At 77.0% G+C, this 14,731-nt stretch carries 17 protein-coding genes; 6 read left to right on the forward strand and 11 right to left on the reverse strand.

All coding sequences use genetic code 11. The features are described 5' to 3' along the window. Window positions 1–53: 53 nt before the first annotated feature. On the forward strand, window positions 54–353 hold the full coding sequence (locus tag ACWIZO_RS04060) for a GNAT family N-acetyltransferase (protein ID WP_448641238.1): 300 nt from the start codon (window positions 54–56) through the stop codon (window positions 351–353). An 87-nt stretch (window positions 354–440) separates the two neighbouring features. Here the strand turns inward: ACWIZO_RS04060 and ACWIZO_RS04065 are convergent, their stop codons facing one another. Continuing rightward, entirely contained in the window at window positions 441–1,442 is a 1,002-nt protein-coding gene (locus ACWIZO_RS04065) for a UDP-N-acetylmuramate dehydrogenase (RefSeq protein WP_448641239.1), read from the reverse strand. A 59-nt stretch (window positions 1,443–1,501) separates the two neighbouring features. Here ACWIZO_RS04065 and ACWIZO_RS04070 point away from each other — a divergent pair, with 59 nt between their 5' ends. Genes ACWIZO_RS04070 through ACWIZO_RS04080 form a run of 3 tightly spaced genes read left to right on the forward strand, consistent with a single transcriptional unit; the run spans window position 1,502 to window position 3,471 of the window. Then, window positions 1,502–2,359, forward strand: coding sequence for a class I SAM-dependent methyltransferase (locus ACWIZO_RS04070; protein ID WP_448641240.1), 858 nt, complete (start codon window positions 1,502–1,504; stop codon window positions 2,357–2,359). A gap of 20 nt (window positions 2,360–2,379) precedes the next feature. Beyond that, window positions 2,380–3,216 carry a spermidine synthase gene (locus ACWIZO_RS04075; RefSeq protein ID WP_448641241.1) on the forward strand — a complete coding sequence of 279 codons (837 nt, stop codon included), beginning with the start codon at window positions 2,380–2,382 and terminating at the stop codon, window positions 3,214–3,216. Window positions 3,217–3,267: 51 nt separating this feature from the next. Then, window positions 3,268–3,471: a PspC domain-containing protein gene (locus tag ACWIZO_RS04080; protein WP_448641242.1), complete on the forward strand. Its 204-nt coding sequence runs from the start codon at window positions 3,268–3,270 to the stop codon at window positions 3,469–3,471. 16 nt (window positions 3,472–3,487) lie between these two features. Here the strand turns inward: ACWIZO_RS04080 and ACWIZO_RS04085 are convergent, their stop codons facing one another. The 9 genes from ACWIZO_RS04085 to murD all read right to left on the reverse strand — a co-directional run bounded on the left by ACWIZO_RS04085 (window position 3,488) and on the right by murD (window position 11,262). Next, entirely contained in the window at window positions 3,488–3,772 is a 285-nt protein-coding gene (locus ACWIZO_RS04085) for a DUF2516 family protein (protein WP_448641243.1), read from the reverse strand. 167 nt (window positions 3,773–3,939) lie between these two features. Then, on the reverse strand, window positions 3,940–4,668 hold the full coding sequence (locus ACWIZO_RS04090) for a hypothetical protein (RefSeq protein WP_448641244.1): 729 nt from the start codon (window positions 4,666–4,668) through the stop codon (window positions 3,940–3,942). Continuing rightward, complete coding sequence (locus ACWIZO_RS04095) at window positions 4,665–5,231, reverse strand: helix-turn-helix domain-containing protein (protein WP_448641245.1); 567 nt, start codon at window positions 5,229–5,231, stop codon at window positions 4,665–4,667. The genes ACWIZO_RS04090 and ACWIZO_RS04095 overlap by 4 nt, the downstream gene beginning before the upstream one ends. 68 nt (window positions 5,232–5,299) lie before the next feature. Next, entirely contained in the window at window positions 5,300–6,265 is a 966-nt protein-coding gene (locus tag ACWIZO_RS04100) for an asparaginase (protein ID WP_448641246.1), read from the reverse strand. A 95-nt stretch (window positions 6,266–6,360) separates the two neighbouring features. Continuing rightward, the gene (locus tag ACWIZO_RS04105; RefSeq protein WP_448641247.1) at window positions 6,361–6,927 is read right to left on the reverse strand and encodes an RsiG family protein; all 567 of its coding nucleotides are present in this window, start codon (window positions 6,925–6,927) and stop codon (window positions 6,361–6,363) included. Then, entirely contained in the window at window positions 6,924–8,057 is a 1,134-nt protein-coding gene (gene ygfZ, locus ACWIZO_RS04110; RefSeq protein ID WP_448641248.1) for a CAF17-like 4Fe-4S cluster assembly/insertion protein YgfZ, read from the reverse strand. Before ygfZ ends, ACWIZO_RS04105 begins: the two co-directional genes overlap by 4 nt. Next, window positions 8,054–8,509, reverse strand: coding sequence for a Fur family transcriptional regulator (locus tag ACWIZO_RS04115; RefSeq protein WP_448641249.1), 456 nt, complete (start codon window positions 8,507–8,509; stop codon window positions 8,054–8,056). Before ACWIZO_RS04115 ends, ygfZ begins: the two co-directional genes overlap by 4 nt. A gap of 76 nt (window positions 8,510–8,585) precedes the next feature. Further along, window positions 8,586–9,914 carry a hypothetical protein gene (locus ACWIZO_RS04120; protein WP_448641250.1) on the reverse strand — a complete coding sequence of 443 codons (1,329 nt, stop codon included), beginning with the start codon at window positions 9,912–9,914 and terminating at the stop codon, window positions 8,586–8,588. Then, window positions 9,898–11,262, reverse strand: a complete 1,365-nt coding sequence (gene murD / locus ACWIZO_RS04125; RefSeq protein WP_448641251.1) for a UDP-N-acetylmuramoyl-L-alanine--D-glutamate ligase — start codon at window positions 11,260–11,262, stop codon at window positions 9,898–9,900. The genes ACWIZO_RS04120 and murD overlap by 17 nt, the downstream gene beginning before the upstream one ends. A gap of 130 nt (window positions 11,263–11,392) precedes the next feature. Here murD and nhaA point away from each other — a divergent pair, with 130 nt between their 5' ends. Next, window positions 11,393–12,742: a Na+/H+ antiporter NhaA gene (gene nhaA, locus ACWIZO_RS04130; RefSeq protein ID WP_448641252.1), complete on the forward strand. Its 1,350-nt coding sequence runs from the start codon at window positions 11,393–11,395 to the stop codon at window positions 12,740–12,742. A gap of 345 nt (window positions 12,743–13,087) precedes the next feature. Then, window positions 13,088–13,783 (forward strand): hypothetical protein, encoded by a 696-nt coding sequence (locus ACWIZO_RS04135; protein ID WP_448641253.1) that lies wholly within the window; start codon window positions 13,088–13,090, stop codon window positions 13,781–13,783. A 4-nt stretch (window positions 13,784–13,787) separates the two neighbouring features. On the opposite strand, the gene ACWIZO_RS04140 is transcribed toward ACWIZO_RS04135, so the two are convergent. Next, window positions 13,788–14,711 (reverse strand): NAD-dependent epimerase/dehydratase family protein, encoded by a 924-nt coding sequence (locus tag ACWIZO_RS04140; RefSeq protein ID WP_448641254.1) that lies wholly within the window; start codon window positions 14,709–14,711, stop codon window positions 13,788–13,790. Between the last annotated feature and the right edge of the window lie 20 nt (window positions 14,712–14,731).

Genomic DNA, 14,731 nt, shown 5'->3' on the forward strand with positions numbered 1-14,731 from the left:
GGGACGCACGGTCGTCGCCGTCGACGGGGAGGCCGTCGGTCGGCAGCGCCGAGATGGGCCCCAACCGACCGGGCCGCGGGTCACACGTCGCGACGGCGAGCTTCCTCGTCGCCCCGGCCGCGCAGGGCCGCGGCGTGGGACGCGTGCTCGGCGGGCACGTCCTCGCGTGGGCGCGCGCCGCCGGGTACCGCGGCATCCAGTTCAACGCCGTCGTCGAGACCAACACGCCTGCCGTGACCCTGTGGCGCTCGCTCGGCTCCGGGGTGGTGGGCACCGTGCCGGGCGCCTTCCGCCACCCCGAGCACGGGTACGTCGGCCTGCACGTCGTGTACCTGGACCCCACCGGGGGCTGAGGCGCCCCGACCTCACCGCACCGTGCCCGTCCTCGCGCTGCGGGGTGAGCTTGGGCACCATGAGCCGGGGGCGGACCCGGCCGTCGGTCACAGCCGGGTGGGCTCCGGGACCAGCGTGACGCCGAAGCGCTCCCGGACGGTGGCGACGACGCGGTCGGCGAAGGCCAGCAGCTCGGCCGCCGTCGCCCCGGGCTCGGTGGTCAGCGCCAGGCTGTGCCGCGACGACGTCCCGACCCGGCCCTCCCGCGTGCCGCGCCCGAAGCCGGCCGACTGCACCAGCCAGGCGGCGCTGAGCTTGACCCGCCCGTCGCCGGCCGGCCAGCTCGGGCAGCCGGGCACCGCCTGCTCGGCGGGGACGACGGGGTTGGTGAAGAACGACCCGGCGCTGCGGGTGTCGGGGTCGGCCGGGTCGACGACCATCCCCTTGCCGCGGCGCAGGTCGAGCACGGCGGCGCGGACGTCGGCCAGCGGCGCCCGCCCGCCGAGGTCCACGCCCAGCCGCTTGGCCAGCTCGGCGTAGCCGACGGGGCGCGACAGCGGGCCGGGGTCGAGCGTGAAGTCCACGGTGAGGACGACGAAGCGGCCGGGCTCGCGCTTGAGCCGGCTGTCGCGGTAGCCGAAGGCGCACTCGTCGGTCGAGAGCGTCCGCTCGTTCTTCTCGGCGCGGTCGTAGACGCGCACCGCGGTGATCGTCTGGGCGACCTCCTGGCCGTAGGCGCCGACGTTCTGCACGGGCGTCGCGCCGGTGGAGCCGGGGATGCCCGAGAGGGCCTCCATGCCGGCCAGCTCCTGCTCGACGGTCAGCGCGACCAGCTCGTCCCAGTCCTCACCGGCCTGCACCTCAAGGGTGTCGCCGCGCCGCTCGACCCCGCGGCTGCGGACGGCGACGACGTCACCGTCCCACCCCTCGTCGGGGGCGACGAGGTTGGACCCGCCGCCGAGCACCAGCAGCGGCCGGCCGGCCTCGTCGGCCTCCCGCACGGCGGCGACGAGCTCGGCGGCGTCGGAGACCTCGACCAGCCGGCCGACGGGTCCCCCGATCCCGAGGGTGGTCAGGTCGGCGAGACGGGCGTCGGAACGGACGAGCACCGCCCCACGGTAGCCGCGGCGCGCCAGCCGGCCCGGGAGGCGGACTACGCTCGGGACCGGTGAGCGAGGGGGGCAGCGAGCACAAGCGCCGGGCGAGCCTCACCTCGCGCACGGCCCACCCCCGCCTGGCGGCCGGCCGGGCGCGGGCCCTCGGCCTCCCGACCCGCGGGACGACGAACGCCAACCGGCTGCGCCGCGTCGACCGCTGGATCCTCGCCACCCAGGTGCCCCGGCTGCGCGACGCCGCCCGGCCGCTGGTGGTCGACCTCGGCTACGGCTCCTCGGCGGTCACCACCCTCGAGCTGGCCGAGCGGCTGACCCCGGAGGTACCCGGCCTCGAGGTGGTCGGCCTGGAGATCGACCCGGCCCGGGTCGCCGCCGTCGCCGAGGACCGCGACCCGCCGCGCATCGACTTCCGCACCGGCGGTTTCGAGCTGGCCGGGCTGCAGCCGGTGCTGGTGCGGGCGTTCAACGTGCTGCGCCAGTACGACGAGGCCTCGGCGGCGCGGGCGTGGGAGACCATGCGCGCCGCGCTGGGGCCGGGGGGGCTGCTGGTGGAGGGCACCTGCGACGAGTGGGGACGCCGCGCCACGTGGGTGGCGCTGGACGCCGACGGGCCGCTCATGCTCACCCTGGCCGCCCGGGTCGCCGACCTCGACCGCCCGTCCGACCTCGCCGAGCGGCTGCCCAAGGCGCTGGTCCACCACAACGTGCCGGGCCGGCCGGTGCACGGGTTCCTGCGCGCCCTCGACGCCGCGTGGGCGGCCGCGGCGGGGCTGGCGACCTTCGGCCCGCGGCAGCGCTGGGCGGCGGCGGTGCAGACGCTCGCCGACGAGGGCTGGCCGCTGGTGGGCTCCACCCGGCGCTGGCGGCACGGGGAGCTGACCGTGCGCTGGTCGGCGGTCGCGCCGACGTGAGACGGCCCGACCGTGCACCGGTGGTCCCGCCCGGCCCCACGGCGGTCGACGGCGGCACCGCCGAACTCCTCGGCGACGCCGACCGCGACGGCTCGTGGGTGCTGGTCGTCGACGGCACCCCGCAGTCGCACGTCGACCTCGACGATCCCGCGCACCTGGAGTTCGAGTACGTGCGGCGGATGGGCCACGTGCTCGACCTGGCCGCACCGGAGGGCGAGCCGGTGGACGCGGTCCACCTCGGGGGCGGCGCGCTGACGCTGCCGCGCTACCTGGCGGTGACCCGGCCCGCCTCGCGCCAGCGGGTGGTGGAGCTCGACGGGCGGCTCACCGACCTGGTGCGCGCCCACCTGCCGCTGCCGCGGGGGGCGCGCGTGCGGGTGCGGGCCGCCGACGCCCGCGCCGGGCTGGCGGCCCTCCCCACCGGCAGCGCCGACGTCGTGGTCAGCGACGTCTTCGCCGGCGCCCGCACGCCGGCCCACCTGACCACCGTCGAGTTCGCCGCCGAGGCGCGGCGGGTGCTGCGGCCCGGCGGCGTCCTCACGGCCAACGTGGCCGACGGCCCGCCGCTGCGCTTCGCCCGCGGGCAGGTCGCCACGCTGCGGGCGGTGTTCGGGCACGTGTGCCTGCTCGCCGAGCCCGGGACGCTGCGCGGGCGCCGCTTCGGCAACCTGGTCGCGGTCGCCTCCGACGCGCCGCTGCCGGTCGCGGCCCTGACCCGGCGCTGCGCCGCCGACCCGATGCCGGCCCGGGTGGTGGCCGGGGACGACCTGGACCGGTTCACCGGGACGGCGCAGCCGGTGCACGACGCCGACGCCACGCCCTCCCCCGAGCCGCCTCCGGGTGTGTTCAGCCGTTGACCAGGGTCTTCCCCGATGTCGCGACCCGACCGGCGCGCCTAGGGTCGGGTCATGACCTACCCCGCCCCGCGCCGTCTCGCCCGCGACACCCAGCACGCGATGATCGCCGGCGTCTGCGCCGGCCTCGCCCGCAGCTTGGGTGTCTCGACGGGCGCCCTGCGGCTGGCCTTCGTGATCTCCTGCGTCCTGCCCGGGCCGCAGTTCGTCGCCTACCTGGTGCTGTGGCTGATCATGCCGCGCGACGACCGGTTCTGACCGGCCGCCGCGGCACTCACCAGGAGCTGTTGCCCCGCTGGACGCCGCGCACCGCGGGACGCACGTCGACGAGGTAGACGACGCCGGCGATGACCGCCGGCAGGCCGAGGAAGCTCATCGGCCCCTGCAGGAACAGGACGACGGCCGAGAGGGCCGTGATCGCGACCCACGCCGGTTTGGTGAGCTTGCCCGCCGCGACGTAGCCGGTGGCCGGGCGGACCACCGCGTCGACGAGCGCCCAGGCCACCAGCGCCAGGGTGAGCCAGTACAGGCCCTCAAGCAGGACCCCGTCGAAGGACATGCCCGGAGGGTACCCGCCGGGTCGGCTCCGGCACCCCCTCCGACGGGGCAGTCCCGGGACGGCACAGGGCCCCGGAGCGCGGGTGCAGCTCCGGGGCCCTGGGCCCTCGGCCCTCCTGCAGGGCCCCGCCGCGAGCTCGCGAGCGGTGGGGGCAGGAGGGTCCTTGCTCAGTTGGTGCCGGTGGCCTTGCGGGTGCGGCTCACGCGGACCGAGGTGCCCTTGGCGCCGGTCTTGGCGGCCGGGCTGGTGCGCGTGGCCGGCTTGCGGGCGGCCTCGGCCACGGTCTCGTCCACGGTCTCGGCGGTCTCGGCGGTCTCGTCGATCGCCGCCTTCGCGGAGTCGGCGGCCTCGTCGACGACGGCCTCGGCCTTGGCGGCGGCCTTGGCGGTCTTCGAGGCGGCCTTCTGGACCAGCGAGGTGACCTCGTCGGAGGCCTCGCTCACGGCCTCGGCGGTCTCCTCGATGGCCTCCTCGACGACGTCCTCGACGCGGTCGACGACCTGCTCGGCGCGGCCGGCGAACCGACGGAAGGCCGGCTGGCGGCGCAGCTCCTCGAGGACGTCGGCGCCACGGTCGGCCAGCGTCTCGATGGTGCTCACGGCCTGGGTGCGAGCGGTCTCGAGCAGCTCGGCGACGTTGTTCGCGACCGTGTCGGGACGGACGGCGACGGCCAGCTGACGGGCGCGGTCGGCGGCCTGCTCGGCGCGGGTCCGGGCCTCCTTGGCGGCCAGGTCGACCTGGACCTGGGCCTCACCGGGGAGGGCCTCGGCGCGGGAGCGCAGCGTGGCGAGCACGGTGCGGGCCTGCTCGACGGCCAGGTCGCCGGCGCCGACGGCGGCCAGCAGCGGGGTGCGGCCGCGCTCGGCGACCTGCTTGACGGTGTCGGTGGTGCTCATGCGGACTCCTTGGAGGGGGCGGGGGCCGGTCCGGCCCCGGGGGTGCGGTCCTGGACGGCGTCCTCCGGGGTGCCGGAGGGAGCGCCGGTGGTGTCGGGCGCCGTCCGCTCGCCGACGGCGGCGTGCTCGCGGACGTAGGTCTCGTACAGCTCCAGCAGCACGGCCTTGTGCCGCTCGGAGAGCTGGTCGTCGGACCGGATCGCCGCGAGGGTGTCGGGGTTGCCGGCCCGCCGGTCGAGGATGCCCGCCTGCTCGTAGAGCGACTCAGCGGAGATCTTCAGACCCCGGGCGATGGCGGCCAGGATCTCCGCCGACGGCTTGCGCAGCCCTCGTTCCACCTGCGAGAGGTAGGGGTTGCTCACCCCCGCGGTGCGGGCGAGCTCGCGCAGGGACACCCGGGCCGCGCTGCGCTGCTCCCGGATGTACTCCCCCACCTGCGAGCGCACCGCCGAGACCGACTGGGCCTCGGCCGCGACGGTCTCCGCGACGCTGCCGGCGAGCTGGTCCACCTTCTCGCGGACCGACCTCACCTGACCGCTCACGAACTCGCCGGGGGTCTGCACGAACTCGACGGTAATCAGCAGTGCTAGCTGTTGCAAGCGCAGGAGCTAGCGCTCCCCCGTGAGTCCCCTCACACCGCGGCGGGTCGGCTGGATCCGGCCAGGACGGCCGACGGCCGGACCTCGCCGACGACCCCGTCGCCGCCGCTCACGGGGGTGACCGCCCAGCGCGCCAGCGCGCCGGCGTCGACGCCGAGACGGCGCAGCGCGGCGGCGAGCACCGAGGTCCGCCCGCGGTCACCGCCGTCGTCGAGCTTGACCGCCACCGCACCCTGCCCGGGCAGCGCGGCGACGTGCACGCCGTCGGCGCCGCCCTTGACCAGCAGCCCGGGGACGGCGGTCATGAGGTCGGTGTCCTCCCGGCCGGTGCCGGCCACGTACCAGGGGTGCGCGCGCATCGCGTCGGCCACCGCGCGCTCCGGGCTCCCGGACGGCGCGGCCACCAGCGAGCCGACGCCGCGGGCGAGCCCGGTCAGCGAGAGCCCGTGCTGGGGCGCACCGCACCCGTCGACGACGACCGCGGCCACCGGCTCGCCGGCCGCTGCAGCCAGCCGGGCCTCGATCGCCTGCTGCAGCGGGTGCTCCCGGTCGAGGTAGCCCGCGGTCGGCCAGCCGGCGGCGACGCAGGCGGCCAGCATGGCGGCGTGCTTGCCGGAGCAGTTCATGGCCAGCCGCTCGGGCTCGCGGCCGGCGACCAGCCAGGCGGCGCGGGTCGGCTCGTGCCCGGGCAGCGCCGCAGGGCAGCCGAGCGCCTCCGGGCCCAGTCCGGCGGCGGCCAGCACGCCCGCCGCGAGGTCGCGGTGCCCGTCCTCCCCGGAGTGCGAGCCCGCGGCGATCGCCAGCTCCTCCTCCGAGCGGGGGCGCCAGCCGGCGGTCAGGTAGGTCGTGGCCTGGACCGGCTTGTTGGCCGAGCGCGGCAGCACCGGCCGCTCGACGTCGCCGGCCGACCAGCGGACCTCGCCGTCCGGGCCCAGGACGACCACGGCGCCGCGGTGCACCGACTCGAGGAACCCCGAGCGCCACACCTCCACGAGCACCGGCGCCTCCGGCCACCCCGGTGGTGACGTGCTGGAAGGGCCACGCTCCAGGGCCCCGCGCCGAGCCTGCGACGCGTGAGGGGGAGCGTGGTCCTTCATCGGCCCTCGTCGGCGAGCAGGGCGGCGACGTCGGCCTCGCCGTTGCGGTAGCGCCGGGCCAGCTCGCCGGCGAGTGCGTCCATGACCTGCTGGACGCCGCGGCGCCGCTCGGACAGCTGCCCCTCCGCGGCGGCGAGCGCGCGGGCGGCCTGCTCGAGGTCGGTGTCGGGCAGCTCGGGGACCGCGGAGAGGTCAACGTCCGGCGTCAGGCCGTTCACCCACGACTCGGCCTCGCCGGGGGCCGCCGGCTGCACCGTCTGGTGCCGGCCCAGGCCGTGCGCCGGGCCGCGGCCCTTCTCGGCGAGGATCTCCGGCAGGAGGTCGACCAGCGAGCGGCCGTCGTGCTCGGCGCGCCGCTGCAGCTCGCGGCGAACGATGTCGAGCCGCCCCTGCAGCAGCCGCCGGGTGTAGGAGAGGTCGACCTCCGCCTGCTCGGCCCGGCGGCGCAGCGCCCGCACCTCGGACATGGGGCGCGCGTCCACGCCCTCCAGGAAGCCGGGGTGCAGCAGCGCGTCGACGGCCTGCCCACCGGCGGGGGTCGGGGAGGAGCTTCCGGAGGTCACCGCCCGATGGTGGCAGACCGGACGGCCCGGACCCGGTCGCGGGCCGCGGCCCGGGTGTCGTCGCGCGCGTCGCGGTCACCGGCGACGTCGTCGGGGTCGAGCGCGGCGCGCGAGCCGCCGACGGTCAGCGCGGCGTCCGGGGCCACCGACCGCTTGACCAGAGCCAGGGCGACGACGCCGAGCTCGTGGTGGCGGACGGCGGTGCCGACCCGGCCGACGTCGCGGGTGCCGGCCAGCACCGGCGTCCCCGGGACGGGCAGGTCCTCGCTGACCCCGTCGAGGTGCAGCAGGACCAGCCGCCGCGGCGGGCGGCCGAGGTTGTGCACCCGCGCGACGGTCTCCTGCCCGCGGTAGCAGCCCTTCTCGAGGTGGACGGCGGTCGAGAGCCACGCCAGCTCGTTGGGGATGGTGCGGTGGTCGGTGTCGACGCCGTGCCGCGGGCGGCGGGCCTCCACCCGCAGCGCCTCGTAGGCGTCCAGGCCCGCGACCCCGGCGCCGGCGGCGGTCAGGGCGTCGGCCCGGGCGGCCAGCTCGGCGCGCGGCACGAGCAGGTCGAACGCCGTCGCCCCGCCGTCGCCGAGGGCCGGCACGCGCCGGACGAAGCCGCCGCCGGGCAGCGCCACGACGGCGGACGGCGCGTCGGGGGCGGGCAGCCCCGCGGCGGCCAGGACCTCCGGCGAGCGGGGGCCGACCAGCGAGAGCAGCGCCCAGGCGTCGGTGACCAGCGCCGGCTCGACGCGGAGCATGAACACCATCCGCTGCAGGAAGGCGAGCAGCTCCGCGCCCGTGCCCGGCTCGACGTCGGCCCAGGTGGTGCCGCCGAGCTCGGCGAGGACGAGGTGGTGCTCGACGTGGCCGTGCGGCGAGAGGACCAGCGCCTCGGTGCCGCTGCCGTCGGCGAGCCGCTCGAGGTGCTGGCTGGTCAGGCTGTGCAGCCAGGTCAGCCGGTCGGCGCCCGGCACGGCGAGCACGTCGCGGTCGCTGCGGTCGACGAGGCCGGCGCCCTCGGCGAGCAGCCGCTGCTCGCGCAGCGGGTCGCCGTAGTGGACGGCGACCTGGTGGGCGGCGGCGGTCGCACCCTCGGCGACGACGGCCCCCGGCCGCGCGGCCAGCGGTGAGGTGGTGGTCATGACTGCTCCGTCCCGGACTCTCGGCAGCGGCGGCACGTCCCCGACAGCGCGACGTGCCCCACGTCCACGGTGAAACCCAGGTCGGCCGCCAGACGTTCCGCCGCCTGGTCGAGCAGCGCGGGGTCGGCCGAGGCGATGTCGCCGCAGGAGGCGCAGACCACGTGCAGGTGCGGGTGCTCGGAGGAGTGGTAGACCGGCGCCCCCTTGCCCAGGTGGGTGTGCCAGACCAGGCCGAGCCGCTCGAGCAGCTCGAGGGTCCGGTAGACCGTGGACGTGTCGGGTGCCGCGCCGCCGGGCCCGGCCTGCTCGCGCAGCCGCGCGCCGATGGCCTCGGGCGTGGCGTGGTCGAGCTCGGAGACGGCCGCGAGCACCTGCTGGCGCTGGGGCGTCAGCCGCAGGCCCTGGGCCCGCAGCCGCTCCGCCAGCGGCGCACCTCCGCCCTCGGTCGTCACCCCACTGAGCCTAGTGAGAGGACCCCTCTGCCCCCCACGCCTCGCAGGCTCGGCGCGGGGCCCTGCAGAGGGGCCGCTAGGCGACGGCGCTGCGGGCGCCGGCCAGCACCCGGGACAGCGCCTCCAGGTAGCGGGCGGGGACGGCGTGCTCGCCGCGCGGGGCGAGGAACCGGGCCACGGTCGCGCCGGTGACCTCGGCGGCCGCCGCGGCCTCCGCGCCGACCGCCCGCACGACCGGGGCGTTCCCCCAGGAGGCACTGGCCGCCAGGTGTGCCATCGCCGCTGCGCTCTCGGCCCGCTCCCCCACGCAGTCGAACGGCTTCTCGGTGGCCCACAGCGCGCGGAAGCCGTCGGCCAGCGACACGTCGTCCAGGGGGTTGCCGCCGAACATCTCCACCGCCTCGGCGGGGCGGAGGAAGACCGCGAAGCAGAGGAAGGTGAACAGGCACTTGTCGCAGTGCAGGCACCAGCGCTGCTCGGCCTGTCCGCCCGTGTGCCGCTGGGTGTAGGAGCGGTTGCAGCTGAGGATGTCCGCGCGCAGCGGCAGCGCGGCGACGGCGGCGACGGTGGCCAGCTCCGACAGCTGCCGGGTGAGGCTGAAGTAGCCGACGCCGAGCTCCGCGGCGGCCGCGGTGAACAGCTGCTCGAAGGCGAAGGACTTCGAGTACTGGTGGTTGACGCTCGCGCCGCCGATCGTGAGCGTCTCCTCATCGGCCGAGCGCTCGTTGGCGAACACCACCGGGTCGTAGCCGCCGAGGACGGCCGCCAGCGTCGAGATCGCCGAGTTGATCGCGGTCACCGGCACGTGCCCGTTCAGGCCCCCCTGCGCCGTCCGCTCGGCCAGCAGCGGGTCCAGCCGCCGGCGGACCTCGACCAGCGGCGCCCCGGCCGCCCGGGCGACGTCGCGCTGCGCGCCGGTGGGGTTGACGGCCAGCGCGGTCCCGTCGGGGATGACGACGAGGGCCAGCGCGGAGTCCTTGCCGCCGCCCACCGGCAGCAGCGCCCCGCGGGTGCCGCCGGCCGGCGCCGGGCCCGGCTCGCGGATCTCGACGTCGAACTCGACGCGGTGCGGCACCGCCAGCCCGTTGACCGCGGCGAACTCGCCGAGCCCGTGCGTGTAGGCAGCCGCGGCGACGGCGGCCTGGGCGGCGGTGACCGGCCGCTCGACGGTCACCCGGCCGGGCGCCACCAGCTTGTAGTAGCTGGTGCCCATCACGAGGTGGACGAGGTCGAGCGCCGCCTCCACCTGCTCCGGGGCGCTCCCGGTCAGCAGCGAGGGGTCGAGGGTCAGCCGCTCGGTGAACTCGTCGTCGCCGAGCCGGTAGGTGAAGGCGGCCTCGCCGGTCGCCGGGTCGAACGAGCGGCCGGCGACGACGAAGGCGCCGGTCTCAGAGCGCGCGGACACGCTCGGCGCCGGCGTCGACGAGGATCTGCTCATAGGTGGCTGCCAACTCCTCGAAGTCGCGGAAGCGGTTGTAGCTGGGGGCGCCGGGCGAGAGCAGCACGACGCCGCCGGGCGGGGTGGTCGCGACCGCCGTCGCCACCGCCTCCTCCAGCGACGCCGTCTCGGCCAGGCGCATCGGGACGCCGGCGGCCTCCCGGCGGACGTCGGCGGCCAGCCGGGCCCCGGTGTCGGGGATGGTGACCAGCGCGACGGCGTCCCGCCGGGTCACCAACGCGCGGGCCAGGTCGGTGTAGTCCAGGCCGCGGTCCTGGCCCCCGGCGACCAGCGTGACCGGGCGCCCGGCCAGCGCGTCGAGGGCGGCCAGCACCGAGACCGGCGTGGTGGACAGCGTGTCGTCGACGAAGGTGACCCCGCCGAGCGCGGCCACCGGGGAGAGCCGGTGCGGCAGCGCGCGGAAGCCGGCCACGGCGGCGGCGACGGCGTCGGCGCGGCCGGCCAGGTCGGCGCCCATGAGCGCGCAGGCGCCCAGCGCGACCCCGACGTTGCTGCGGTTGTGCGCGCCGGGCAGGTGCACCGGGACGACGCGGTCGGCCAGCCCGGCGGGGACGACCTCGGCGGGGTCGACGAGCTGCGCCGGGTCGAGGAACCGCCCGGCGAGCGTTCGGGCCTGCGCGCTCACGACCACCGAGCGCTCGGGGCAGGCGCCGAAGACCCGCAGCTTGTCGCGGTAGTAGGTGTCGACCGAGCCGTGCCAGTCGAGGTGCTCGGGCGCCAGCGAGGTGAGCGCGCCGCGGCCGGTGAAGTCCGGGACGGCGGCGGCCTGGTAGCTGGAGACCTCGACGACGAGCGTGCGGTCGCCGACGTCGGCCAGGACGTCGAGCAGCGGGGTGCCGATGTTGCCGGCGTGCACCGCCGGGCGGCCCGCGGCGGTGAGGACGGCGGCGGCCAGGGCGCTGGTGGTGCTCTTGCCCTTCGTGCCGGTGACGCACAGCACCGGCACCCCGCGGTCGGCGGCCTCGGCCAGCGCGACCCCCGTCCCGGTGGTCACCACGGTGCGGTCGGCCAGCGCCCGGGCGTCCTCCCGGTAGGGGCTGATGCCCGGCGACCGGAAGACGACGTCGCAGCCGGCGAGGTCGGCGACGTCGGCGGTCGCGACGCCGGCGGGCAGCGACGCGGGGTCTACCCGGCGGCTGTCGGCGACCAGGACGGCGGCGGCCCCGGCGTCCAGCGCGGCCCGGACGGCGGCCCGCCCCTCGCGGCCGTGCCCCCACACCCCGACCCGCCGGCCGGCCAGCTCGGCCAGGCGGAGGGAGCGCTCCCGCGGGGGCGGCGCGGGGCGGGGGTCCACGGCGACCACTCTACGGACGTGCTCCGGCCACGGACGGCGACGACCGGACCCCGCCGGTAGGCTGCCCCACGGCGTGCCGGGAAGTCTGGTCGGCGGTGTCCGACCCGACCCCTCCCCCTGGAGCCGCCCCGTGACCACTCCCGCCGGATCGACCCGGGTCTTCGCCCGCGGCTCCTGGTCCGAGGCCCGCCGCATCGCCGACGTCCTGCGCAAGGAGACCGTGGGCGGTGTCCTGCTGCTGGTCGGCACCGTCGTCGCGCTCGTCTGGGCCAACTCGCCGTGGGCGGACTCGTACGAGGCGCTGCGGGACACCCGCGTCGGCCCGGCGTCGTTGCACCTGGACCTCACCCTCGGGACCTGGGCCGCCGACGGGCTGCTCGCGATCTTCTTCTTCGTCGCCGGGCTGGAGCTCAAGCGCGAGTTCGTGGCCGGCGACCTGCGCGACCCGCGCCGGGCCGTGCTGCCGGTCGCGGCCGCCGTGGGCGGGATGGCCGCGCCGGCACTGCTCTACGTCCTGGTCAACCTCGGCGGGGACGGGGCGCTGCGGGGCTGGGCGATCCCCACGGCCACCGACATCGCCTTCGCCCTGGCCGTCCTGGCGGTGATCAGCACCCACCTGCCCAGCGCGCTGCGGACCTTCCTGCTCACCCTCGCCGTCGTCGACGACCTGCTGGCCATCACGATCATCGCGGTCTTCTACACGTCCTCGCTGGCCGCGGGGTGGCTGGCGCTGGCGCTCGTGCCGCTGGCGGTCTTCGGGTTCCTGGTGCAGAAGCGGGTCCGCTCCTGGTGGCTGCTGCTGCCCCTGGCGGTGCTCACCTGGGTGTTCGTGCACGAGTCCGGGGTGCACGCCACGGTGGCCGGGGTGCTGCTCGCGTTCACCGTGCCCGTCGTGCGCAGCGAGGCGGCCGGCGGTCCGGAGGCGGGGCCGGGCCTGGCCGAGCACCTCGAGCACCGGTTCCGGCCGCTGTCGGCCGGCGTCGCGGTGCCGCTGTTCGCCTTCTCCGCCGCCGGGGTCACCGTCGGCGGGCTCTCGGGCCTGGTGGAGTCCCTCGGCGACCGGGTGGCCCTGGGCATCGTCGCGGGCCTGGTCGTCGGCAAGGTCGTCGGCATCGTCGGCGCCACCTGGCTGGTCACCCGGTTCACCCGGGCGGAGTTCGCCGACGAGCTGGGCTGGCCGGACCTGGTGGGCATGGCCCTGCTCGGCGGGATCGGGTTCACCGTCTCGCTGCTCATCGGCGAGCTGGCCTTCGGCGTCGGCAGCGAGCGCGACGACCACGTCAAGGTCGGCGTCCTGCTGGGCACCCTGCTCTCGGCGCTGCTGGCCACGGTCGTGCTGCGGCTGCGCAACCGGCGCTACCGGCGGATCGAGGAGCTCGAGCGGGTCGACGCCGACGCCGACGGCATCCCTGACGTGTACCAGCGCGGCCCCGACACGCCCGGGGCGCCGAGGACGCGCCGCGGTTCCGCTGACGGCTGAAGAACGTCGTTGCCGACCTCCGGACCGCGTCGTACCGTCGAGGTACACGAGAGAGGAGGTGGTCCGTACTTTGCATGCTTATCGGACTCGTGAGGTGGCTGTCCGCTAGCCGCCGTCCAGATGGGCCGCCCGTTCGGAGTGGAACCCGAACGCCGGCATCCTGATCGCCCGTCCGTCGCACGGCGGCGAGCGAGAACCGGACAGTCACCCGACCCCCGGGCCGCCGACACTCGTCCAGTCGGCCCACGCGCAGCCGCCTCGCGGTGGCGCCGTGGAGCAGCCCGGGGGTCGTCCGTCCCTGGGGACAGGTCCCCAGTCGCACCCGCCGGGGAGGGCCGAGCGGCCGTGGACACCGCCACGCGCAGTGCACCGGCCGGACGCTGGATCGCCGAGGCGGTCCGCGCCGCCACCCCCGACACCGTGGCCGCGCTCGTGCCGGCCCGCTTCCCCGCCTACGCCCGCGTGTTCCACCCCGCCGTCCGCTACGCCGGCGACGACGACGTCCACGTCCGCTGGGACGAGGTGGCCGCGGCCAACGGCGCCACCCCGCACCGCCTCATGCAGTGGCCGGGCGTCACCGGCTCCTGGGACTTCGTCAGCGAGCTCGACCAGCCCGGGGTGTGGAACGACGCCCCCGCCGAGGGCCACCTGGTCGAGCACGTCGCCCGGGAGGTGGCCGCCGTCCTGGCCACCGAGACCGCCACGCCCGGCGAGTGCTGGTTCGGCTGGGACGACGGCGGTGCGGCCGACCTGCCGCGGCTGCGGCTCCCCCGCACCGACCTGCTGCTCGTCCGCGGCCCCGTGGACCGGGCCACCGCCAACTTCGCCCCCGAGCCGCAGGAGCAGAGCGCGGCGCTGTGGTGGCCGGCCGACCGGGCGTGGTGCGTGGTCACCGACCCAGCGCTGATGAGCACCTACGTCGGGGGCAGCGTCGACGCCGTCGACGCCCTGCTCGCCACCCGGCTGGAGGTGGCCCCCGCACAGCCGGGCGACCCGGTGACCCCCGACAGCGACCCGGTCAACCCGGTCGAGCCCCGCTAGCGCCTCAGTCCGCGGTCGTGGCCGCGGTCGCCGCGAGCACCTGCTCCCACGGGGTGGCCGCCAGCCCGAACGCCCGCGTCGTGGCCGTGGCGTCGAGGACGAACTCCTGGTCGAACTGGTGCCGGATGTCGACCAGCTCGCGCACCGTCGGCGAGAACCGGCCGACCGCCCGCAGCACGGGCCACGGGATGCCGCTGACCGCGACCGGCTCGCGTCCCATCGCCCGGGCCAGGTCGGCCAGGGCCTGCCGCTGCGAGCGCGGCGGGTTCGTGGGCACGTGCCAGGCCCGCCCGAGGGCCCGCTCGTCGGTGCCGAGTACCGCCAGCGTCGCGGCGACGTCGGGCAGGTACGTCCAGCTGCGGAGCGCGTCCGGGTCCCCGACCACCCAGGCCCGGCGGCCGCGGCGCAGCGCGGGGAGCTGGCGGACCAGGTGGGAGTGGTCGGCCGGCACCTGCGGCCCGACGAAGTCCCCCGCCCGCGCCTCGGTCACCCGGACGCGGCCGGCCTCGTGCGCGGCGAGCGCCTCGCGCCACATGGCGACCCGGACCCGACCCTTGGTGTCGGTGGCGGCCAGTGGGCTCTCCGGCGTCATCGGCCCGGTGGGGCGGCCGTAGACGTAGAGGTTCGACATCGTCACCAGGACGGCGCCGGTGCGCTCGGCGGCGCCCAGCAACGCGGCGGCCACCGGCGGCCAGTCGGTGGTCCAGCGGTGGTACGCGGGGTTGACCGCGTTGTAGAGCGCGGCGGCGCCGGCGGCCGCGTCGGTCAGCGCGGCGGTGTCGGCGGCCTCGACCCGGCGGTGCTCGACCCGCTCGGTCGAGGGGCCGCCGCTGCGCGACAGCACCCGCACGCGGTGGCCCTGGTCGGCCAGCAGCTCCGCCGTCGTCAGACCGACCGGCCCCTTGCCCACGATCACGTGCAGTGCCACGTCCCCTCCTCGGGAGGTCC

It is taken from the genome of Geodermatophilus sp. URMC 63 (assembly GCF_053502565.1).

What these genes read in the sequence shown, in the direction of transcription:
- ACWIZO_RS04060 (WP_448641238.1), top strand. Translation starts at nt 54, where the DNA reads ATGGGCCCCAACCGACCGGGCCGCGGGTCACACGTCGCGACGGCGAGC.
- ACWIZO_RS04080 (WP_448641242.1), top strand. Translation starts at nt 3,268, where the DNA reads ATGACCTACCCCGCCCCGCGCCGTCTCGCCCGCGACACCCAGCACGCG.
- ACWIZO_RS04085 (WP_448641243.1), bottom strand. Translation starts at nt 3,772, where the DNA reads ATGTCCTTCGACGGGGTCCTGCTTGAGGGCCTGTACTGGCTCACCCTG.
- ACWIZO_RS04090 (WP_448641244.1), bottom strand. Translation starts at nt 4,668, where the DNA reads ATGAGCACCACCGACACCGTCAAGCAGGTCGCCGAGCGCGGCCGCACC.
- ygfZ (WP_448641248.1), bottom strand. Translation starts at nt 8,057, where the DNA reads ATGACCACCACCTCACCGCTGGCCGCGCGGCCGGGGGCCGTCGTCGCC.